General features: G+C 43.5%; 18 protein-coding genes. 3 read left to right on the forward strand and 15 right to left on the reverse strand.

Going from position 1 to position 23,239, the window contains the following annotated elements; all coding sequences use genetic code 11:
• Positions 1–183: 183 nt before the first annotated feature.
• The 14 genes from F0249_RS11630 to pilM all read right to left on the reverse strand — a co-directional run bounded on the left by F0249_RS11630 (position 184) and on the right by pilM (position 16,864).
• Positions 184–3,408 carry an ExeM/NucH family extracellular endonuclease gene (locus tag F0249_RS11630; RefSeq protein WP_171756776.1) on the reverse strand — a complete coding sequence of 1,075 codons (3,225 nt, stop codon included), beginning with the start codon at positions 3,406–3,408 and terminating at the stop codon, positions 184–186.
• 25 nt (positions 3,409–3,433) lie between these two features.
• Positions 3,434–4,525: a porin gene (locus tag F0249_RS11635; RefSeq protein ID WP_171756777.1), complete on the reverse strand. Its 1,092-nt coding sequence runs from the start codon at positions 4,523–4,525 to the stop codon at positions 3,434–3,436.
• Positions 4,526–4,965: 440 nt separating this feature from the next.
• Positions 4,966–5,985 carry a tryptophan--tRNA ligase gene (trpS, locus tag F0249_RS11640; RefSeq protein ID WP_171756778.1) on the reverse strand — a complete coding sequence of 340 codons (1,020 nt, stop codon included), beginning with the start codon at positions 5,983–5,985 and terminating at the stop codon, positions 4,966–4,968.
• A gap of 148 nt (positions 5,986–6,133) precedes the next feature.
• On the reverse strand, positions 6,134–6,820 hold the full coding sequence (locus F0249_RS11645) for a phosphoglycolate phosphatase (protein WP_017052569.1): 687 nt from the start codon (positions 6,818–6,820) through the stop codon (positions 6,134–6,136).
• A gap of 115 nt (positions 6,821–6,935) precedes the next feature.
• Positions 6,936–7,610, reverse strand: a complete 675-nt coding sequence (rpe, locus tag F0249_RS11650; RefSeq protein ID WP_017052570.1) for a ribulose-phosphate 3-epimerase — start codon at positions 7,608–7,610, stop codon at positions 6,936–6,938.
• Positions 7,611–7,735: 125 nt separating this feature from the next.
• A complete protein-coding gene (locus F0249_RS11655; protein ID WP_136996025.1) occupies positions 7,736–8,590 on the reverse strand; it encodes a Dam family site-specific DNA-(adenine-N6)-methyltransferase in 855 nt (284 codons plus the stop codon).
• A gap of 69 nt (positions 8,591–8,659) precedes the next feature.
• Positions 8,660–10,240 carry an SPOR domain-containing protein gene (locus tag F0249_RS11660; RefSeq protein WP_171756779.1) on the reverse strand — a complete coding sequence of 527 codons (1,581 nt, stop codon included), beginning with the start codon at positions 10,238–10,240 and terminating at the stop codon, positions 8,660–8,662.
• Positions 10,241–10,357: 117 nt separating this feature from the next.
• Entirely contained in the window at positions 10,358–11,446 is a 1,089-nt protein-coding gene (gene aroB / locus F0249_RS11665) for a 3-dehydroquinate synthase (RefSeq protein WP_171756780.1), read from the reverse strand.
• 23 nt (positions 11,447–11,469) lie between these two features.
• Complete coding sequence (gene aroK, locus F0249_RS11670; protein ID WP_017052574.1) at positions 11,470–11,988, reverse strand: shikimate kinase AroK; 519 nt, start codon at positions 11,986–11,988, stop codon at positions 11,470–11,472.
• A gap of 184 nt (positions 11,989–12,172) precedes the next feature.
• Positions 12,173–13,969 (reverse strand): type IV pilus secretin PilQ, encoded by a 1,797-nt coding sequence (locus F0249_RS11675; protein ID WP_171756781.1) that lies wholly within the window; start codon positions 13,967–13,969, stop codon positions 12,173–12,175.
• Between the two features lie 99 nt (positions 13,970–14,068).
• Positions 14,069–14,539, reverse strand: coding sequence for a pilus assembly protein PilP (locus F0249_RS11680; RefSeq protein WP_171756874.1), 471 nt, complete (start codon positions 14,537–14,539; stop codon positions 14,069–14,071).
• 43 nt (positions 14,540–14,582) lie between these two features.
• Complete coding sequence (locus tag F0249_RS11685) at positions 14,583–15,173, reverse strand: type 4a pilus biogenesis protein PilO (RefSeq protein WP_017052577.1); 591 nt, start codon at positions 15,171–15,173, stop codon at positions 14,583–14,585.
• On the reverse strand, positions 15,166–15,801 hold the full coding sequence (locus F0249_RS11690) for a PilN domain-containing protein (protein ID WP_171756782.1): 636 nt from the start codon (positions 15,799–15,801) through the stop codon (positions 15,166–15,168). Before F0249_RS11690 ends, F0249_RS11685 begins: the two co-directional genes overlap by 8 nt.
• Positions 15,788–16,864: a type IV pilus assembly protein PilM gene (gene pilM, locus F0249_RS11695; RefSeq protein WP_171756783.1), complete on the reverse strand. Its 1,077-nt coding sequence runs from the start codon at positions 16,862–16,864 to the stop codon at positions 15,788–15,790. The genes F0249_RS11690 and pilM overlap by 14 nt, the downstream gene beginning before the upstream one ends.
• Before the next feature lie 143 nt (positions 16,865–17,007).
• Between pilM and F0249_RS11700 the strand changes: the two genes are divergently transcribed.
• The gene (locus tag F0249_RS11700) at positions 17,008–19,584 is read left to right on the forward strand and encodes a penicillin-binding protein 1A (RefSeq protein WP_136996020.1); all 2,577 of its coding nucleotides are present in this window, start codon (positions 17,008–17,010) and stop codon (positions 19,582–19,584) included.
• Between the two features lie 107 nt (positions 19,585–19,691).
• Here the strand turns inward: F0249_RS11700 and oxyR are convergent, their stop codons facing one another.
• Entirely contained in the window at positions 19,692–20,585 is an 894-nt protein-coding gene (gene oxyR, locus F0249_RS11705) for a DNA-binding transcriptional regulator OxyR (protein ID WP_171756784.1), read from the reverse strand.
• A gap of 167 nt (positions 20,586–20,752) precedes the next feature.
• Here oxyR and F0249_RS11710 point away from each other — a divergent pair, with 167 nt between their 5' ends.
• Positions 20,753–21,484, forward strand: a complete 732-nt coding sequence (locus F0249_RS11710; RefSeq protein ID WP_017052582.1) for a glutathione peroxidase — start codon at positions 20,753–20,755, stop codon at positions 21,482–21,484.
• A gap of 138 nt (positions 21,485–21,622) precedes the next feature.
• The gene (locus tag F0249_RS11715) at positions 21,623–23,095 is read left to right on the forward strand and encodes a dihydrolipoyl dehydrogenase (protein ID WP_113797209.1); all 1,473 of its coding nucleotides are present in this window, start codon (positions 21,623–21,625) and stop codon (positions 23,093–23,095) included.
• Positions 23,096–23,239 lie beyond the last annotated feature (144 nt).

Genomic DNA, 23,239 nt, shown 5'->3' on the forward strand with positions numbered 1-23,239 from the left:
TAGGAAACAGGCGAATAGATGGTGTATTGTGCAGTACCGAGAGGGAAAGGCAAGTGTTTATCTATATGGCATAGTACTAGCATAATAATGTAGAACAAACATAAACTCAAAGGTCTAGCTCGATAGCTAGACCTTTGTTGTTTACATAATGCTAGGATAGTTAGCCTTATCAATAACTAATAGTTAATTACGGCGACGACGTAAGAAACCAAAGCCGAACAGTGACAATAGAGCACTAAATCCAAACGCACCACCTGAACCGTCGTATGACGGTGTTGTTGGTTTAACATTGCTTGAATCACGCTTCTCGACCGTTACCGCGATAGACTTACTATCAATTACAGTTACATCACCAGCAGCTCTTACCATTTCAGTACGCGTAAGCTTCATGCCAAATGTAAACTCACCTGCGGGAAGACCAACAACGTCAAACATTACGGTTTGATTACCATCTTTCTCTAACTTCACCTTAGGTAAAGCAACACCTTCGGGCATCGGAGAAATAGTAAGTTCTGCTACATCATCTTCCTTCGGAAGTTCAGCGTCACGTTTAGCCGTAATCTCAGCTTTCTCGTCTGCTGTCAGATCATTAAAATTACTTGGCAATTCAGACTGCATAATATTAATAGCGTAAGGAACGTCAGCACGGCTACTCTTAACTGCGATGTTCATACCATCTTCGCCGTACTTATAACCTAATGAGATTAACGCAGGATCATGATCAGAAGAGCGGTATGCCGATTCTTCATAGAATGGGTTTGGTTCATTCTCATCACCACCTTTATACTTATTATTGTAATCGTATAGTGAGGATTCTGGTGCATTAATATGCCAATCAACAGCATCAACCAAGCGATCTTCTAAAGATTTAGTAATCAATAAGTGATCAAGAGAACCCACTTCATCATTATATGAATAGCTCCATGATGTCTCCCCTTCAGCCGTTTTTAGATCCACCGCATTTAAGTAACCAAATGTCTGACTAATTGGCTTAAGAGCATCAATAGCTTGACCCGCAAACTGTGGAGCCTTACCTAAATAAGTATAAGCAGCTGCATAGATCTCTTTACCCGTTGGGTTAGATGTTAGCACTAGCATTGGATCTTCATGAGCGTAAGAGTTCATATCACCAAGCACAACCTGATCACCACCAATCTTAGCCATCTCTTCACCTAAATGAACAGCAGCAGCTACACGGAAGTTTTCACAAGATCCTTGGTAATCATTGTTATTTACATCGCCACTTACAGGATCAAAGCCTTTCCACGTTTCCCAACCAACCCAATCTTCAGCACACGTTGAGCCTTTTGATTTCAGGTGATTGACCGCAACAGTTAGTTGCTTACCGGTATTATGTACTTTGAATGTTGCTGCGACAGTATTACGTTGATAGTTATCGCCGCTTTCACGAACTTCACCTTTCTTATCAACAATCGCTGCACCACTTGCATCCACAACCATAGGAGCGTGTTGCTCTGGCATTGGAATCACTTTACCTGACACCACCGATACTTTTGATGGACGATAAATTATCCCAGTAGTAATTGCGTCAGAGCCTACCGTATCTTGATCATCTAGAATTTGATCGCCATTTTTGTCAAAGCCGACAAAAACATAACGATTATGAATTGAGTTTTGGTTATTACGATCACCATAATCTTCATCGTAATACTTCTCATTAATGGCTTCAAGAAGCTCAATTATTGCACTGAAATCACCAAAGCCATTATTTTCCACTTCCATTAGGCCAACAATATCTGCATCTAAACCATAAACAGCTTCTACGATTTTAGCTTGCTGACGTTCAAATTCTTGTTGAGACTCTGCACCACGATTATCACCGAAGTTATTATCTGAACCGCCATATGGAGAGTTAAAATAGTTCAATACGTTTTGCGTAGCGACTTTAATAGTAAAGCCGTCATCACCGTAACTTTCAGTAATAGAAGGTTTAGATTTGCGATCTGTATTGTGAATAAAGGCAGAACCAGTCACGGTATTTGTAGGAATTAAACGGAATTCATTGAATGAGTAATGAAGCACCCCTTCCAAACCAACCACAGAATCATCTATACGAACATAGTTACTTTTTGAGAAATCTGGGTAGTAAGGAATCTTGCCATTTGCCGCCTTCTCATCACTATCAAGGTAAATACGGTAATCTTTATTCTCTTGAGATTGGCTCTGTGACTCTTCAGATCCAGCTACATGATCTTGGTTTGGTTGGCTGTTTGGACGCTTATACGCTAGTACCATATTATTACGGTAGCTATCATAATCAAAACCGAACGTACGAGAAACGCGCATATTTTGCTCGCCATCTTCAGTTGCATCCATGTCTTGTACAAGCTTAACTGGCATTCCTTCATAGCGTTCAAGAGTTGAACGGAAAGTCACATCATCACTGTCTATACGAACTAAATTTACGGGTGTTGGTACAGCTGGGATATCGTTAACAATTTCCCACACATCGCCTTCTGGTTCTAATGAAGTTACCCCATAATCTTCGATAACCTTGGCAAGAACACACACTTCTTTGCCAACCATATCAGCACTAACAGGAGCTTCTGTTTTTACAAATACACCATCAGAAGTCTTAACATTCGAATCAGCATTATTATCATAAAGGAAAAATCCCTTAACTAAACTAGTTGCAACTGAACTGACAACACCTGTCACAAGGTATTGGTCTGCAGATTCAAAACCTGAGTCGATGAGTGGTGAAGAGTAACCCTCTCCTTGAACCGCTCCAATTGTTGGTTCAGCTAAATTTTCATTCGCTGATCGAGAATCCGAACACGGTGTTGGGAGCGGAGGAGCCGGCGCGAATTCAGGGTTACCTAAGCCGTCAAATGTATCTATTGTCTCTGTAGACCACTGTGTTGCATCATAAATACCCGTAGCTGTCGAGCCAATAATACGTCGTAGTGTTCTATCAGCCCAAACTTTATCACCAGAGTGACTTACAGTACCCATGATGTCATGAATTGCATCAGCATCTGTCGCCTGAGCGATCCACACTGCGTCGTCACCGTTGAAACCAGCAGAATTGTAACCACTGCCTGTCGATTCAACCGCTGTCGAAGCATTCGCGGTGATCGCAGCTTTCAACGCATCGCTCGCATCCGGGTTAATGACAACAATACTCTGTCCAGCAGGAACGGTTACATTTAAGAGTACATTTTCGCCAACAGCATTGTTGATCCTATTTTTGTACTTGCTGTAGAACAAACCGTAGGAACCATCGAATGTGTGATCCGTTGAACCTACATTCGTAATCTCAACAGCTTTATTGTAGCTTGAACCTTCAACATACTCAGTAATGACAATATCGCTAATATCAGCAAATGCAGCACCACTTAGCGCACAACTAATGGCACCAGCTAGAATTGTTATTTTCTTGTTCATATTTTTGTCTCAATTCCTTTAATGATTAGAAGTAAACACGCGCGTATGCGTATGCATCTTGTGCTGCTTCACCGGTATTCATCTCTAAAGCGATGACACTTGATTTGGTCGGTTTGTAGTTCACACCAATCGTTCCCCAAGTACGCTCATCGCCCCAACTGTGATTTTTGGTATCCCAAACTTTGCTGTCAGAATCCCACTTTTCATATTCTTCGAAGTTGTATGATGCAGTGAGTTCCCACTGTGGAGTAAAGATATATTTACCCGAAACTAAGTAACCTTTGTTCTCTTGAGTTTCGTAGTCGTTGAAAACCTTAACATCGTCATCATCGTTGCCATTAGTACAATTTTCAATACAAGTACCAGTACCGATATCCTCTTCTTCAAAGAAGGCATTCACACCAATATGAATTTGTTCGGTTGCAGCAAAACGCGCACCGAAACCAACTAAGCGCTGCTCGCCGTATTTAGATTCACCGTCAGAGCCTGCGCGACCTTCCATTCCAACAACTGCAGAGAAACGCTCGCCAAAGTAGCCAACGTAGCCGTTCACCACTTCACCCAGTTTAGAGCCTGAAGATGACTCACTGTCGTAACTGTATGACGCGCCCACTTTGATAACATCAAAATACAAACCTTCGTATTTCACTGTCATGTCTTGGTCGCCCGCTTCACCCGTCTCTACCGTAGTATCGAAAGTAAAGTCACCCCATTTATCGTAATCATCAAATGCAGTATCCGTTAAACCGGCTTCAATGTAGTGCGAGTAACCTTGAGTTTGGTAAAGGTCATAACCCAAGAACACTTTATCAATCGCTAGAACCATATCGCCAGAACCGTATTTCCAGTTTTCGCGCTCATAATCTAGCTCTAGGCGGTAATGCATTTTTCCATTAAGGCCTTTTACGCCCATTGTGGCAAAAGAGTCATCAATAAAACTCTGGTCTTTATAAAACTCACCGTACTCGTAATCTGCACCAATGTGCCCACCAACGCCTACTTCACCGTAAAGCTTTAGAAAATCACCATTGTCATTTTTATAGATGGTTGCTGCGTTTGCACCGCAAGCAATAAAAAGCGAAGACAACGCAATCGCTATTGCATTTCTCTGGGTCATATCAATGTCCTTGTTGACTCATATTCATTTCGTATGATTATTAGATGTTCGCCTCACCAATAGAGAGCACAAATCAATAAAAGGCATGAATAGACAAATCAAGCTTTCAAATTGACGGCAGCACACATAAACACGCGCGGAGTAAAGGCTCTAAATACTGAGAGAAAGTCGAATATCACACTTTAGTATGACAATAAGAAGTCACATCCATATTTTGTGCGATTGACATCACGCTTGAGAATGCAACTTTATGACGAGAAATATCGTTTCAACAGAAATAGGTATTATTATGAGAATTATCTTTAACAGATTACATTATCTTGAACTAGATCCCGGTTTTATAAATCATACAACTTTGAATAATCAGTAATTTAGCGACACCTAATAAAAAACCACCTAATATAAGGTGGTTTTTTATAAATACTCAAAAAGCGTTAAATCTATGGGCGAGTAACGAATCCGACCGCTTCATACGCTTTTTTCAGCGTGACTGCCGCGCGTTCAGATGCTTTTTCAGCACCAGCTTTCATCACTTCATCCATGTAAGCTCGATCGGCACGGATACGATGATATTCAGACTGGATAGGAGTAAGCATTTCAATTAATGCCGCACCAACATCCTTCTTAAACGGTCCGTACATCTCTACGCCTTGGTATTGAGCTTCGATCTCTTCGAACGTTTTACCTGTTGCCGCAGAGTACAGACCCATTAGGTTCGAAATACCGGCTTTGTTTTCCCAATCATGTGCAATACGTGGTGGAGTTTCGGCATCTGTCTGCGCTTTGTTGATCTTCTTCTGAATCGATTTCGGGTCTTCAAGCAAAGTAATGACGTTCTTACGATTATCATCCGACTTAGACATTTTCTTCGTTGCATCTTGCAGGCTCATCACCCGAGCATTCACTGTTGGAATGTACGGTTCTGGCACTTGGAAAATGCCCTGCTCTTCACTTCCGTATAAATTGTTAAAACGGTTCGCGATATCACGAGCCAATTCTAAATGCTGCTTCTGATCGCTGCCTACAGGAACTTGGTGCGCACCATAAAGTAAAATATCTGCCGCCATTAATACTGGGTAGTTGAACAAGCCAGCATTAATGTCATTAGCGTAACGTTTTGATTTATCTTTGAACTGAGTCATACGGCTCAGCTCTCCCATTTGAGTGTAGCAATTTAGAAGCCAACCAAGCTGAGCATGCTCTGGTACGTGAGACTGAACAAATAGCGTGCTCTTCTTAGGATCAACACCAACCGCGAGACAAATTGCTAATGCATCTAATGTTGCTTCATGCAGCGCTTTAGGATCTTGGCGAACCGTGATCGCATGAAGATCAACAACACAGTATTGGCAATCATAGTCGTCTTGCATCTGTTGCCATTGACGTAGAGCACCCAAGTAGTTACCGATACTTAGTTCACCAGACGGTTGAACACCACTTAATACGATGGGTTTGCTCATAGTTGTGATTCCTTATTACTAACTTTCAAACTGAGAATTGAAATGAATTCTATATTAGATTAAACCGCATTCACTTATGATATACGGTCTTTGCAGTGTACTCATTGGCGAGTATTTTACTAGTCGAAGTTATCAACTTTTCGCCGCTTTAGGCAGAAACCATAACGACATCGACTAATTGTTGAATATCATCGGCGATATAGCCTGGGTTTGAGGCTGAAATTGGCTCGCCATGGTTATAACCATACGTTAAGCCAAATGAAGCACAGCCCGCGTTCTTAGCCGCTAAAATGTCATTTTTTGAGTCGCCCACCATCAACATCTGTTCAGCACTGACGCTGTGTTTTTCAAGTAACCAATTCAATGCAATAGGGTCTGGCTTACGAACCGGAAATGAATCGCCACCGATGACATCGGTAAAGTACTTGGCGATATCATGTTGCGCCAATACCTCTGGCACAAAGACTGATGGTTTATTGGTGACTAACGCCAATATAAAACCCGCTTGGTGCAGTGTTTTCAATGTTTGTTGGACGTTTGAATACAGATGACTCAGTTTATGCCCGCCTTGTGCGTAAAACTCATCGAATCGGATACGAGCATCCGCTTTTAGTTCATCACTCAACTCAGGGTTGATATCCAAGCTTTGGCTTAGCGCACGGCCAATCAAAATATCCGCCCCATTGCCCACATAATCACGAACTTGTTCTTCGGAAACCGCTGGAAAACCTAATGACTGACACGCCTTATCCGCTGCGACCGCTAAATCAGGCACGCTATCAAGCAATGTTCCGTCTAAATCAAAGGCAATAAGTTTAATGTTACTCAGAGTCATGGTGAGCTTCCTAGCGTCGTATTTTGGTTGGAAAACTAAAAAGGAGCGACAGTTCGCTCCTTATATCAAAGGTAATCAAAACAAGTCGTCCGATTACCATCATCTATTTTTACGATTAACGCTTAACTTTTGCAAGCTCTGCACGCATTTCGTCAATCACTTCTTTGTAATCAGGACGATTAAAAATAGCAGAACCCGCAACAAACATATCGGCACCCGCTTCTGCAATTTCACGGATGTTATCTACTTTAACACCGCCATCAATTTCTAAGCGGATTTCACGGCCTGACTCATCAATCATTTTACGAACGGCGCGTAGCTTATCTAACGTGTTTGGAATGAAAGATTGACCACCAAAACCTGGATTCACAGACATCAGTAGGATCATATCCACTTTATCCATGATGTAATCCAAGCAAGAAAGTGGCGTCGCAGGGTTTAGGACAACACCCGCTTTGCAGCCATTTTCTTTTATCAGTTGAAGAGTACGATCGATATGCTCAGACGCTTCCACATGGAAAGTGATCATCGTTGCGCCTGCTTTTGCAAACTCTGGCACAATGCTATCCACTGGCTTAACCATTAGGTGAACATCAATTGGAGCAGTAATACCGTAATCGCGAAGCGCTTTACAGATTGGCGCACCAAAAGTTAGGTTAGGTACATAGTGGTTGTCCATTACATCAAAGTGAACAACATCAGCACCATCAGCGAGTACTTTTTCTACGTCTTGACCAAGACGAGCAAAATCTGCAGAGAGAATAGATGGTGCAATGAGAAAATCTTTCATACCTGACCTCTTAAGGCTAATAAGTTGGCTCACAAAATGTGAGTGAGTTGCGACAAATTTCGGGCGCAATTCTACCTAAGCAATCGTTTAGATCCTAGCTTTGAGGTCATATAGTTGGAGAAATGTTAGCTTTCGCTAGATGGCTCTTGGGTTAAAGCATTCTGCTGATCATGAAAAAGTGCCAATAATTCATCGACTTTATTACGGCTACCACCATTTCGGCTGATGGTACGCTTTACTTTTACCACATTAAGTTCTGCACCATGATACAAACGTCGAGTCAACGTTGTGTCGTGATTGGAGATAAGCACAGGGATCCCACGTTCAAATGCGGCTTTTTCTGCGACATCAGCAAGCGCTGCTTGATCATCGAGCGAAAAACCATTTCCTGCGTATGAGGTGAAGTTGGCCGTTGTCGAAAGCGGAGCATAAGGCGGATCGCAATACACAACACAACCTTTACGTGCTCGACTAAAGGTTTCTGAATAACCTTCACATACAAAGGTCGCTTTCTTCGCTTTCTCAGCAAAGAAGATCAGTTCTTTTTCAGGGAAGTACGGTTTTTTATACGATCCAAATGGGACATTAAACCCACCCTTTTTGTTATAACGACATAGACCATTGAAACCAAAACGGTTCATATACAGAAAAGCCAACGAGCGATAAAAAATATCATCCGTTTGATTAAATTGCGCTCGAACGTCTAGATATACTTCTTTGCGATTATATTCAGGCGTGAAAAAACGTTTTGCTTCCGTAATGTAAGCTTGAGGAGACTCCTTAATCAGATTATACAAATTAATCAGATCAGGGTTAATATCGGCGAGAAGGTAGTGATCGTAATCTGTGTTTAAAAACACGGAGCCAGCCCCAACAAAAGGCTCGACTAATTTACGTGCAGGCGGCAGATGACGCTGTATGTCCTCAACTAGGCCATATTTACCACCAGCCCATTTTAGAAATGCTCTCTGCTTTTTCATTTACCGCTCTACTTACCAACCACAAAATAAGGCTGCGGAATGTAACATATTTTGCCAAGAAGCTCAGTGTTATTTCGCACGTTCTATCTCTCTATGTACTTGATTCATAGATTTAGCCCAAGGACCAAGATTTTGAAGCGCTTTTGGTAGCGTTTCTACCGCATCTCGAGCCAATTGAATGGTTGGATAATCTTGATAGGTCACGATATACCAATCTTGACCATTACGAGCGGTTGGATACACACGAACTTGCTGCTGGATATTGTTATCTTCAATAAATACTTGAACATCATCCATAGAGTTCATTGCGGCAAGCTGAAGTGTATAGCTGCGTGGTGACAAGGCTTTCAGCTCATCTCTCGCAAAGGAGAAGGTGATGACTTTCTTCGGAGCAGCTTTATCTTCATTTACTGAAATCGCGGCTGTTGCGTCTGCAATAGCACTTTGCGTGTCTGCTGCTTCAGTCGAGTCAACAGCAGGCTCTGCTGCTTGTTGTGATCTCTTCATAGCATCCGCGACGGCATTATCAATTACGCTAGTATCAACTGAGCTGGTATCAGCGGCGTCAGTCTCAATCACATCACGACCAATGCTATCGGACTTACCATCTAACAGGGCATCAACCACATCTGATGTGATCACCACTCTCTGTTGAGAAGGCTCTGTAAATCCAACACTTGCTGTTTTGCTTACGACGTTAGGCGGCAATGCTAAAGAATCATCTTCCGCCCCTGCGTAGTTGTCATCCACCTCAGTCTCTTGATTTAGTCGGTTAACCGAGCTCGATGCAGATAAGCTCGCCTCAGGTTCTGAGACGACCGTTAACTCTAAATTGGGTACAATGGCTTGCTCAGGATCTTCTGGCATTGGCTGACTTAACAACCACCAATAACCACCACCAATCATGATGATGAGCAACAAGACGACCATCGCAATTCGAACTGGCGAACCTACCATTGCCTGAATAATAATCCTTTTTTCCACTTTCAGATCCCCCAAAGCCATTAACTCACCAGGTAATGGTTTTGTTTTTTTGAATGCTGAACGAACTCGTTTCTCCATATCATCAGCAACATAACGTACCACTAATGATTCAAAAAACTGTTCGGCCTCCCTGGCTGACAATGCATCAATTTCAATGTCGATCGGTTTATGTTCTTGCCCATAACTTAAGCGAGTAAGTAATGGATCTAAACAGTTCGATTCCGTAAAGAGAACGACATTGATATTCCACAAGCTATTATGCTGCGCTTCTAAAACCAATAGCCATAGTTCAGAAACTAAGATTTCACTCAACAAATGAGCATCATCAATCACGATCACCACATCGACAGCATCACCATCTAACAGGCGTTGTAGGCTATCAACGAGAGGATCGTGTTGATTAAATAAGGGATCAGAGACTAACTGACTCAGCAACATCGCACGGTGTTGCTCATCATTTTGGCTCGGATGACAAAGTAACAAACATTGGTTTTGATCTTGAGCCCACGCTTCTAAATAACGTTGGGCTAACCAAGATTTACCTGAACCTTTACCACCATCTACGGTAATCAAATTAGAACCAAAGTTCGTCAAGAGCTGCAGTCGTTCTAGCAACTCTATCTGAGATTCTAATTCTAATACTCGCATTTCATGAGCCAAACTCATCTAACATCCCTACTGGCTAGGTATTCGCAATTATGGATTGATTGCGATATAAAAGCACAAACAAGAAGGACGTTCACTCACCCCGATGATGCGAGAAAAGCAAAGAGTCCATCATTATTATATGTTGCGGCAAAAATCGATTGCTTGCTGAATCATCGCCTCAGGAACATCAGAGACCACACTTGCACTTCCGATTCCTGTCGGTAGAACTAAGCGAAGTTGCCCTGAAAGGACTTTCTTGTCTCGCATCATATGTTTCATAAAATCATCAAAAGACATGCTTTCTGGCGTATGTATTGGTAACTTCGCCTTCTTCAGTATAGAGATGATTTGTTCAAGCTGCTGCTGAGAAATAAGACCTTGTAACTGCGCGGTTTTCGCCGCCATGACCGTTCCTGAAGAAACCGCTTCACCATGCAGCCAATTACCATAACCTAGTTCCGCTTCAATCGCATGACCAAATGTATGACCTAGGTTCAATAACGCTCTGATTCCAGACTCTTTTTCATCTTGTGCAACGACTTCAGCTTTAATTTCGCAACAACGTGCAATTGCCGTAATCAGTGTCTCTTCATCCAGACGATATAAATCCTCTAAATGCTCATCCAACCATGAGAAGAATTCGTCATCATAAATAATGCCGTATTTAATCACTTCCGCCATGCCCGCTGCGAATTCACGCTCAGGTAACGTTGATAAGCAGTTGATATCGATAATGACAGACTGAGGTTGATAAAAAGCCCCAATCATATTTTTACCCATAGGATGGTTAACGGCTGTTTTTCCGCCAACAGAAGAGTCTACTTGCGACAAGAGTGTCGTTGGTATTTGAATGAAATCGACACCACGCTGATAACACGCAGCCGAAAATCCCACAAGATCACCAATCACTCCGCCACCTAATGCGATCACAACAACATCTCGTCCATAGTTGCCATCCAGCAAATAGCTCATCACTGAATTAAACGTATCAAGACTTTTGTATTGCTCACCATCAGGAAGTTCAAGCAGAGAGGCTTGGCATCCAACGTGTTCAAGTAAAGATAGGATTTTATCCGCATACAAAGGCCCGACGGTCACATTGCTGATCACGACGACTTTTTGTTTTGCCGACAAATAAGAAAGGTACGCCGGGTCGTCAAATAACCCGGCGCCAATAGAAATAGGGTAGCTACGCTCTGCTAGATTGACCGTAATCCGTTCCATGGTTTGATCTCCAAAAAATGAACTTAACGTTCTTCTAGCATTTTTACGATCTGGTTGGCTACCACTTTTGCACTTTGATCGTCAGTACGAACCGTATAGTCCGCCACTTCATCATAAAGTGTATTGCGTTCCACTGCTAAGTCTTCTAAAACTTCGCGTGGGTTGTCAGTTTGAAGTAAAGGACGCTTCTTGTCGCGGTTAGTGCGAGCAAGTTGCTTTTCTATCGTTGTCTCAAGATATACAACGATACCACGTGCAGATAGACGGTTACGGTTTTCTTTGCTCATCACTGAACCACCACCTGTCGCAAGAACAATACCCTGTTCTTGAGTCAAATCGTTGATTACAGATTCTTCGCGTTTACGGAAACCTTCCTCACCCTCAACATCGAATACCCAAGCGATATCAGCGCCAGTGCGCTCTTCGATTACAGTATCAGAGTCCAAAAACTCCATATGAAGTTGGGATGCTAGGTGTCTACCTATTGTACTTTTGCCGGCGCCCATCGGGCCAACAAGAAAAATATTGCGTTTCTCAGCCATGTTTAGCAGTAATTTACAACGTTAATTCAATGACATCGCCACAAGGTGTTCAGTATAAAAACTGAAATAATAAAGGCCTGTGGCACCAATTCCTCACAGATATCTCGTGATAAGACCCGAAATTATCAAGGTATGATGCCACTAATGCAAATTATATTTTGATCTATGGCGTAAATTTTAGCAGTTATTGCACTACAACCTTAGGTGTAACGAAAATTAAAAGCTCACTTTTCCCAATGTTTTCATAGCTTCGGCGGAAAAGTGCCCCTAATAATGGCAAGTCTCCAAGCAGTGGAACTTTATCGACGCTATTGACCACGCTGTGCTGAAAAATCCCCCCTAAAACCACAGTTTCCCCATTATTAACCAGAACTTGAGTTCCAATTCTCTGTGTATCAATGGCAATTGCCTCTCCCGTTCCCGTTTTCACCACTTGGCCCGGACGATCCTGGGTTACACTCAAATCGAGCACCAAACGATTATCGGGCGTGATCTGTGGCGTCACCTTTAAACTTAGAACCGCTTTTTTAAATGATACCGATGTCGCTCCACTCGACGCCGCTTCTAAATATGGAATTTCGGTACCTTGTTCAATGTAAGCTGGTTTTTTATTGGTGGTGATTAAACGAGGGCTAGAAATAATTTCGGCTTTTGACTCTTGCTGCAATGCCGAAAGCTCTAAATCCAACAGCGTATCCGATCCTAATTTCGCCACCTGGAACGCAATACTCGAAGCATTAGGCGATGTGGCGGCAAGGTTCACACTCAAAAAGTCATCAATACTGACGCCGCCACTGCCTTCATCACCACCATCGCTACCGCCATCACTGCCACCGCCATCGTAAATACCGATAGCGCCTAAGTTACTTTCAAGCGAACCACCAATTGTTGTAGACCCATTAGTGGATGAGAACCCCCAACGAACCCCAAGTTCATCAAGGTTGCCCTCTTTGACGGTCACGATCCTAGCTTCAATTTGAACTTGCTTCACCGGAATATCCAGTGAGGCAACAATGCTGCGTATCACTTCAATATTCTCTGGCAACTCTCGTATCAATAATGAATTGGTTCTTTCGTCAATCGTAAGGGACCCGCGCTCAGACAGCATCGTGATTTCCCCCTCCCCCATGATCATCTCAGCGATATCTGATGCTTTAGCAAAGTTGATGGTGAGGATTTCTGATTTAAGCTCAATAAGTTCATCATTCATGCGTAGCTTTTCTAGTTCCCGCTGCTCACGAAGATCCAACTCTTCTTTAGGCGCTACAAGAATGACACTACCTTCGACTCTTTTATCTAACCCTTTAACTTGTAGAATAATATCAAGCGCTTGCTGCCATGAAACTGAATCTAAACGCAGCGTTAAGTTGCCAGATACCGAATCTGACACCACCAAATTAAAATCATTGTAATCGGCAATCAGTTGCAATACGTTTCGTACTGCAATATCTTGGAAATTAAGTGAAATCAACTTCCCCTCTTTATCTAAAATACTCTGTTTCTTTTCGGGTACGGGCTCTATAACAGGACTCACCGTCACTTCTAGAAAACGATCTTTTAACGCATAACTGTACTGATAATCTTCCGATACGCGAATGTCGAGCTGTGTGTTGTGTTTATTGCGCGATACCTCGATATTATTTACTATCGTCGAGAAATCTTTTACATCAATAATATTGAGCTGCTCATCCGATACCTGAGTATTAATCAGCTCAACTTGTAACCCTTGAGGCGTACTTTTCAAAGTATCGACCTTTGATTTCTCTCCATTCAAATAACCTCTCTTCACATCCACCACAATGGAGCGTGAGCTTAATTCAACAATAATGACTGCTTCTTTGTCCTTATTCAGTTTAAAGTCAATATTTTGTAGCTCGTTGAGTGTCAGGTCAGCTGCGCCTGCCGTTGAGGCCAAGCACAGTGCACCAACGATGGCGCTTCGAATAAACCAGCGCATTAATATCTCTATTCCATTCATCATATTTACGTCTCAATCCTAAAACTATTTCAAACCTAAACTATTTCAAATTTAAGCTATTCAAACCTAAGTCATTTAAATCTAAGCTGCTTCAAATCTAGGCTACTTCAATGCCAACTTAACATGACGCTTATACCAGCAGCCCAAGCCATCAGGCAGCGTCTCATTAATTAATAAGTACTTCGCATTCACTTGAATCACTTGGCCATTATTGAGGCCCATGTACTGCCCATTTTTGACTTTCTCAACGCTTCCTAATGGCGTCTGCACAAGTCCCGATATCGCACCACCAGATCCCATCACTCCTTTTAGGCGTAATTTTCCAATCGGATAACGCTCCAACCGACCCGACTTAGAGCGAGATCTGGGCTGCCAGCAATCCGTCTTGACCTTAGGCTGAGTGTGAACCACAGCTTCTTTGGGTAGAACGAAGGGTTCTCGCCCCATTCGCTGTGTATAGGACTGCACGGATAATTGAGCCGCGGGTTCAAGCTGAATGGCTTGTTTACGCACTTGCCGCTCAACTTGCTGGACGTATTCATCTAATGGCTCATGATTTGCCTTACAACCCATTATGAGTAGAGGGAGCACACAGAGTGCCCATATAGGGTTAGGGTTAGCCTTCACTTTTCACCTCCGGTTTGAATTGGTAGGTATAGGCTCGAACTCGAAAATGCAAAGTACTGCTCTCTTGACTGACCCTTTGCCAATCTACGTCATCAAAACTGATGATCCTTGGCAGTTTGGCAATCGCTTCAGCAAAGTCACCTATGTCGTGATAACTACCCGTTAACTCAATATTCAGCGGTAAGCGATACAGAAAATCCTGATTTTGCTTCTCACCCCAATCGATTCGAGTAAAGGTTAAGTCATGGTCCAACCCAAGCTCATTCACCGATGCCAACATGCTCGCTAGCTCTTTCTGCACGGGTAGCTGTTGCAACAGGTAATCGTAACGACTGGTCAACTCCGTAAGTTGAGACTGCAACATTGGCAACACAGCCACTTTATTGGCCTTGATGTGCAAGGTAGATTTAAGCGTTTGTTCCTGCTGCTTTAGTTGTTGTAAATCCTCATTTTGAGGCACCCAATAGAACCACGCTCCGACACCTTGAAGTACAAGGATCAGCACTAAAAGCACCAGTGACTGAGCAACCAGCGGCCACTCAGTGATTTCGTCCATATCAAGCTCTTGGAAGTTAACCATGCGATCCTCCTAATTTAGCTTGCGAAGCCACCAGCTCGTCAGTTTCTGTCTCTTTCTTTTCCTCAGACAAATTAAAAGTGAACGACACATTGAAGGTTTGAAAATCGATCCCAAAACGCTTTTTGCCCAATACGATTGAGTGCATCTCTACATCGACCAGCAATGAAGAACGCTCTAAATTATCGAGCATCGTTGCCAAGCGAGCGGTGCTATCACTGATCCCTGATAGCTCAAGCTCCTGACCATTCATTTTGATTTTATCGACATACACCCCTTCAGGAATCAGTTGAGCAATTAAGTTCATGAACTCCGTCGTTTTATTTCTCCCTCTCTGCAGTTTTTCAACCATGTCTAAACGCGTCATGATCGAATCATGCTCCTGCTTCACCACATCCAGAGCATCAATTTTAGAATCTAACTGGGCGATATATTGCTTAAGGTAAGTCAGCCGCGCTTGTTGCTGGCTCTTTTGATCAGAGAAATAGAGGCCCCCACCCCACTGAATGCCAACTGCCAGCAAAAAGCTTAGAATGACTAAACCGAAAAACCGGCGACGATGCTGTGCGCGCTTTGCCTCCCTCCACGGCAATAGGTTTACCCGATGTAATGCATGACTACTGTCTAACATGAGCCGCCTCCATCCATTGAATCCCACTCACCGCCAACCCCGCAGCTGTGCTGTATACCTGGCTATCTGCCCTAAGCACCTTCCGTTTCGATGTCTTATCCTCAAACAGACTAAAAAGGTTTAAAATTTCACAATCTAGGCTCAATTCTCGACTCAAATGCTCCGACAGCATGGGAATGTTTGCCCCTCCTCCAGACAGCCAGATACCCTCCACCGTTTTCTGATTATTCACCGATGCATAAAGTTGAAGCTGTCGCCGAATCCGCTCAAATACTTCTTGGAAAAATCGGTCTACGTTATGATCGGAAGCGGCATCAAGTGATGGGTTGTCATCTAAAGATTTGGCGTGGCGAGTCCCATAAGCGATATCCTTATGGAAAGGCGATTTTCCCTCAGGAATGCTGCATAGCGAGATCTGTGTTAAACCGACATCCACCAGCATCCAATTTTTCTTATCTGGATGTTGATGCGCGAGCAACTGCCACACTTGCAGTAAACTATGAGCCTGAACGTCCACCACATAAGGTGTCATTCCTGCCTTCAGTACTACTTCAGCACGGCTTGCTACCACCTCTTTACGAGTCGCGTACACTTGATAGCTCGTCATCGAAGCGTGAAGGGGAGTTAGTGGTATTCGAGAGACCGAATCGATTGACGCTGGCAGAGTGCCCGCTTTAAGCCTATGTTTATCATCAAGTTTGATAAAATCTAAACTGACCTCTTCAATCGGAAATGGAGACTGCTGGGAAAAGGCTTGATAAAGCGCGAATTCGAGCTCTCTATCTTGTAGCTCACTGTCGATTTGCAACACCTTGCTGATTACGGCATTGTCCGGGATCGAAATAGCTACTTGACGACTAAATAGAGGTAGCCCCTTTCTTAGTTCGTTTAATTTCTTTACAATTTTCTGATAATTCAGGGTGTGGTTATCAGCGACAATACCATCTGTAATAGGCAACTCTTGATAACTCATCAGAGCATAACGTCCACCCATTGATTTCAGTACTACCGCTTTAATGCTGTGATGCCCGATATCAATACCAGTAATTAATGATTTACCCATACAACTTAGCTCCAGTGTATTACTTAGCTCAAAAAGGTTGTGAATATTGGTTAAATAAGCGTTAATTAACACCAGAGCTAAATATTTAGCCTAGAGTACAAGGGTTTACAGCCCGGCAGCCTCAACTAATCAGGGATTATCCGGTGAAGTTCATAAAGCGATTGTTCATATTTTCATTTATTTGCACCATTCTTGGAGTGAGTACAATTTTTGGGTTCTACTTATACGTGAAACCAGAGTTGCCAGACGTTGCGACATTACGCGATGTAAAACTCCAAACACCGATGCAGGTCTACAGCCAAGATGGCAAATTGATCTCTCAATTTGGTGAGAAAAGACGTATCCCTCTGAAACTAGAAGAGATGCCACCAGAACTGATTGAGGCGATTATCGCGACCGAAGATAGTCGTTATTATGATCACTTTGGATTTGACCCCATTGGTATCACCCGCGCGGCGATCACTGTGATTGCATCTGGCAGCGCAAAACAAGGTGCCAGTACCATCACCCAGCAACTCGCTCGAAACTTTTTCTTAACTAACGAGAAAAAGATCATGCGTAAAATCAAAGAGATTTTTATCGCAGTCCACATTGAGCAGTTGCTTTCCAAACAAGAAATTCTGGAACTTTACCTCAACAAAATTTACCTCGGACACCGCTCTTATGGTGTAGGAGCTGCCGCGCAAACCTATTTTGGTAAAGAGCTAAAAGATCTTTCACTTGGTGAAATTGCTCTCATTTCAGGTTTACCAAAAGCGCCATCCACAATGAACCCGATCTATTCGGTTGAGCGTGCGACTCATCGTCGTAATGTTGTATTAATGCGAATGCTAGATGAGCAGTACATCACTCAAGAGCAGTATCAAGCGGCTCGCGCAGAGGTGCTCACATCGAAGTTCCATGGTGCTGAAATTGAACTCAGTGCCCCTTATGTGGCAGAAATTGCCCGAGCATGGATGGTAGAACGCTACGGTGAAGAGGCTTATACCTCTGGAATGAAAGTGTATACAACCGTTGATTCTACACTGCAAAAATCAGCCAACACGGCTGCGATTAATAACCTTATCGCTTACGATGAACGCCATGGATATCGCGGTGCGGAGCGCACTCTGTGGACACCAGAACAAACAGCTTTCGATACTGAACAAATAGAAAAATCACTGAAGTCACAGCCAACCTATGGTGAATTGGTTCCTGCTGTCGTGACTAAGGTCGAGCCGAAATCGGCAACGATCTGGGTCAAAAACAGAGGTGAAGAGACGATCACTTGGCAAGGTATGAATTGGGCTCGTAAATTCATGACCGACGACCGTCAGGGGCCAGCACCACAAAGTGCGACTGACATTCTAGCGACAGGTGAACAAATTTGGGTTCGAGCGGTGACGTTAGCTCAAGCCGATTCGAAACCAACATCAGAAGAAAACGCCGATAGCACTATGGTTGAATGGCGCTTAAGCCAAGTGCCGAATGCGAATACGGCCTTTGTGGCAATGAACCCAGAAAATGGCGCTGTACTCTCTTTAGTCGGTGGCTTTAACTTTGTACACAACAAATTCAATCGAGCGACTCAATCGGTTCGACAAGTGGGCTCCAGTATCAAGCCATTTATCTACTCTGCCGCGATAGACAAAGGATATACACTTGCCTCTTTAGTCAATGATGCGCCGATCAACCAATGGGACAAAAGCCAAGGCACCGCATGGCGACCAAAAAACTCGCCACCAACGTACATTGGCCCAACTCGTTTACGCATTGGTTTAGCACAATCGAAAAACGTCATGGCAGTACGAGTATTGCGTAATGTTGGCTTAGATGAAACTCGTGAATACCTCACTCGTTTTGGATTTGATATTGACCAAGTGCCTCGCTCAGAGACCATTGCATTGGGCGCGGGCAGTTTAACCCCAGTTAAAATGGCGCAAGGCTACTCTGTTTTCGCGAACGGCGGTTATTACGTTGAGCCTTACTACATTAATCGTCTTGAAGGGCCTTATGGAGATGTCATTTTTGAAGCGACACCAACCACCGTATGCCGACAAGATTGCTTAACTGATAGCAATACGAATGACACTAATGATCTCGCTCTACAAGATAATGAGTTCAATGAACAAGATATCTTGCCTGACGGAGAGCAACCTAAATACGCACCACAAGTGATTTCTGAACAAACGGCGTTCTTAGTTCGTGAAATGATGTACAGCAACATTTGGGGGGGTGGTAACTGGCGAGAAGGAACGGGCTGGAACGGAACCGGTTGGCGCGCTCAGCCGCTTAAACGCCGTGATATTGGCGGAAAAACCGGAACCACCAACGACTCAAAAGATGCATGGTACAACGGCTATGGCCCAGGCATTGTTGCCACCGCTTGGGTCGGTTTTGATAACCACAATCGTAAACTTGGAAAATCAAAACCCAATAAGAACCTTGGAAAAGATCAAATCAGTGGCGGTGAAGCGGGAGCTAAAACAGCGCAACCTGCTTGGGTGAGCTTCATGCGAGTGGCATTAGAAAACACGCCAGCACAACGCAAGCAGCTACCTGAAAACATTGTTCGCGTTAGAATCGACCGCGAAACCGGACTGTTAACCAACAAGTTTGATGGCTCATCCATGTTTGAGTACTTCTTAAAAGGCACAGAGCCAACGGATTATGTGGAAGAGAACTTGGGTGACAATATCTACTCAACTTCAGACTCAACAGAGAGTGAAGCGCTTTTCTAATTACAGGTTAAACGTACTTAGTAAGTAAATAACCAAGCAATCAAAGCCAGTGATGATTTACCTCACTGGCTTTGTTCTTTTTACGGCGACCCAAAAATCGCCCCCGCTTACTCAAATTCAGGTAAGCAAGATTCAATTGCAGAAGAGAGTTGCTCAAAACGCTTTCTCAATGGCGATCCAGGACGATAAGCGAGAACAATTTTACGTGATGGTTCAGGGTTAACGGCTTTTAAATAACACACACCATCTTTCACTTTTTCCTTCGGCAAGCAGAGCTGAGGAAGTAAGGTGATCCCCGCCCCTGCCGCCACCATGTTTCGTAACGTCTCTAGACTGGTTGCTTTGAAACGTTCATCATCTTTTGCTCCTGCAGCAAAACAGAAGCCTAGCGCCTGATCTCTTAGGCAGTGACCATCGCCTAAACTCAGCACCGTTTTGCCATTCAACGCCAACATATCCAGTTGATCTAATTCCGCCCACTCATGATCGCAAGGCACCGCAATACTCAATGGTTCATTGTAAACCTCAAGCTCCTTAAACGGAGCCGTCTCAGCAACAGAAGCCAACACCAAGCAATCTAACTTCCCCTCTTCTAATTGACGGACAAGCTGATGAGTTTGAGCTTCATGCAAATACAGCTCTAACTCTGGAAACTGCTCTTTCAACTGAGGCACAATCTTAGGGAGTAAGTAAGGCCCCACGGTCGGAATAAAACCAATATGCATCGGGCCTGACATTGATTCCCCTTGCCCACTAGCTAGCTCTTTAAAGGTTTTGACTTCACTTAATATTCTTTTCGCTTGCTCCACCAACTGCAATCCAGAATCAGTAAAAAGAACCTTCTTTGGGCTTCGTTCTGTTAATTTTGTACCAATTTCATTTTCCAGTTTTTTTATCTGGCCACTTAATGTCGGTTGGCTAACAAAACACGCCTCTGCTGCTTTACGAAAATGCTTATGTTCGGCTAAAGCTACTAGGTACTCGAAATCACGAATGTTCATAAAACCGTTTTCCTGTTTGAATTCATACTTGATAGGAAATATCTATCAAAACCATAGCACCAAACGATTAGAACTATCAAAGCAAATCTTCAATAATAGCTTCAACAAAACGGAACGATGAAATAAAACGTTCCAAACTCATTAAAGAAAATTGAAAAGGAAACATTATGTTTGCATCTAAAGAAGGCCAAAACGTACCACAAGTCACTTTCCCAACTCGCCAAGGTGACGCTTGGGTAAATGTAACTAGCGACGAGCTATTCAAAGATAAAACCGTCATTCTATTTAGCTTGCCGGGTGCATTTACTCCAACATGTTCATCAAGCCACTTACCACGTTACAACGAGCTATTTTCTGTATTTAAAGAGCATGGCGTTGACGAAATTGTCTGTGTTTCAGTAAACGACACGTTTGTAATGAACGCGTGGAAAGCTGACCAAGAAGCAGAAAACATCACCTTCATTCCAGATGGTAATGGTGAGTTCACAGATGGCATGGGCTTACTTGTAGACAAGAACGAGATTGGCTTTGGCAAACGTTCATGGCGTTACAGCATGCTAGTGAAAAATGGCGTGGTAGAAAAAATGTTCATCGAACCAAACGAACCTGGCGACCCGTTCAAAGTATCTGATGCCGATACCATGCTGAACTACCTTGCACCAAACCATAAAGAGCAAGAGTCTATTACGGTATTTACTAAACCTGGCTGCCCTTTCTGTGCGAAAGCGAAACAAAACTTGATTGATAACGGTCTTCAATATGAAGAAGTTATTTTAGGCAAAGACGCAACAACGGTAAGCCTACGTGCAATCACTGGTCGCACAACCGTTCCACAAGTTTTCATTGGTGGTAAACACATCGGTGGTAGCGAAGAGCTTGAAGTGCATCTAGCAAAATAACGCTTAATAACTTTAAACCATTGCTTACAACTTGAATCGGTTTCTGGCTCACCTTAAGCGGTCGCCAGAAATCAATTCATCATGGTAAGCCATACAAAACATTCTATTGAAGTTAAGTAAACAGCCAGAGAACTCATTATGAAACAGATAAACGTTGATGTAGCCGTCATTGGTGGTGGCACCGCAGGACTTGGATCTTACCGAGCAGCAAAAGCGCACACAGATAGTGTCGTGATGATCGAAGGCGGTCCATACGGCACAACTTGCGCCCGTGTTGGTTGCATGCCTTCTAAACTACTGATTGCCGCGGCAGAAAGCGTTCATCAAATCGAGAAAGCACCAGCCTTTGGAATTCATCCGCAAGGTGAAGTTGTGATCAACGGCCGAGAAGTCATGGACAGAGTCAAACGTGAGCGAGACCGTTTCGTTGGCTTCGTACTAGAAGGCGTCGATGAGATCCCAGCTGAGGATAAAATCTCTGGCTACGCAAAATTCGTCGATAACACCACCTTAATTGTTGATGACCACACGCAAGTCAACGCCAAACGCATTATTATTGCGACAGGTTCACGACCTGCCTACCCTGGCGTTTGGAATGAACTTGGCGATCGTTTAGTGATTAACGATGATGTGTTTGACTGGGATGATCTGCCTCAAGCAGTAGCCGTATTTGGCCCAGGTGTTATTGGTTTAGAACTTGGTCAAGCTCTGCATCGTCTTGGCGTAAAAACCAAAATCTTTGGTCTAGGCGGTCAAGTCGGTCCAATTACCGATCCTGAAGTGATGGCTTACGCCAATAAAGCTTTCCAAGAGGAGTTCTACCTTGATGCTGACGTTAAAGTCGAAAGCATGAAACGTATTCCTTCGCCAACGGGTGAAGGTGATGACAAGGTTGAAATCCAGTTCATCAACCATGACGGCGAACTTGAAACCTTCATTGTTGACTACGTGCTTGCAGCAACTGGGCGTCGTCCAAATACCGATAAGTTGGCGATTGAAAACACAGGAATAGAACTCGACGAACGTGGTGTTCCAACCGCCGATCATTACACACTGCAAACCTCCGTCGGCAGTATTTTTATTGCTGGTGATGCAAGTAACCAAATGCCACTGCTTCACGAAGCGGCTGATCAAGGTCGTATTGCAGGCGATAATGCAGGACGATTCCCTGATATTCGAGCGGGACTACGCCGTTCAGCCATTTCAGCGGTATTCTCTGATCCACAAATTGCGATGGTTGGTGAAACGTACAAACAAATCACCACACGCTTAGGGACTTGTGGCTGCTTTGCAACAGGTGAAGTGTCATTTGAAGGGCAAGGTCGTTCACGTGTCATGCTGCGTAATAAAGGTTTGCTGCATGTGTATGGCGAACAAGGGACTGGCCGATTCTTAGGCGCTGAAATGATGGGACCGAATGCAGAACACCTCGCTCACCTATTAGCATGGGCGCATCAGAACAAAATGACCGTATCTGAAATGCTAGATATGCCATTTTATCACCCGGTTATTGAAGAGGGTGTACGTACTGCACTGCGTGATTTAAATGCCAAACTGCATTTAGGTCCAGAGATGATCAAACATTGCTTAGATTGTGGCCCTGGTTGTTAATACCTCCGTTCGCGGTTAATAATTCCGTTCACGGTTAATCACATCATGCTTTAACACTGCAGAGGCTTAACCACTCTGCTGTCAGATAAAAACGACGATGCTTTGGTTTCGTCGTTTTTTTATTCTTAAAAAGCAGCCACTCGG

It is taken from the genome of Vibrio sp. 03-59-1, assembly GCF_013114135.1.
GTDB lineage: Bacteria > Pseudomonadota > Gammaproteobacteria > Enterobacterales > Vibrionaceae > Vibrio > Vibrio cortegadensis.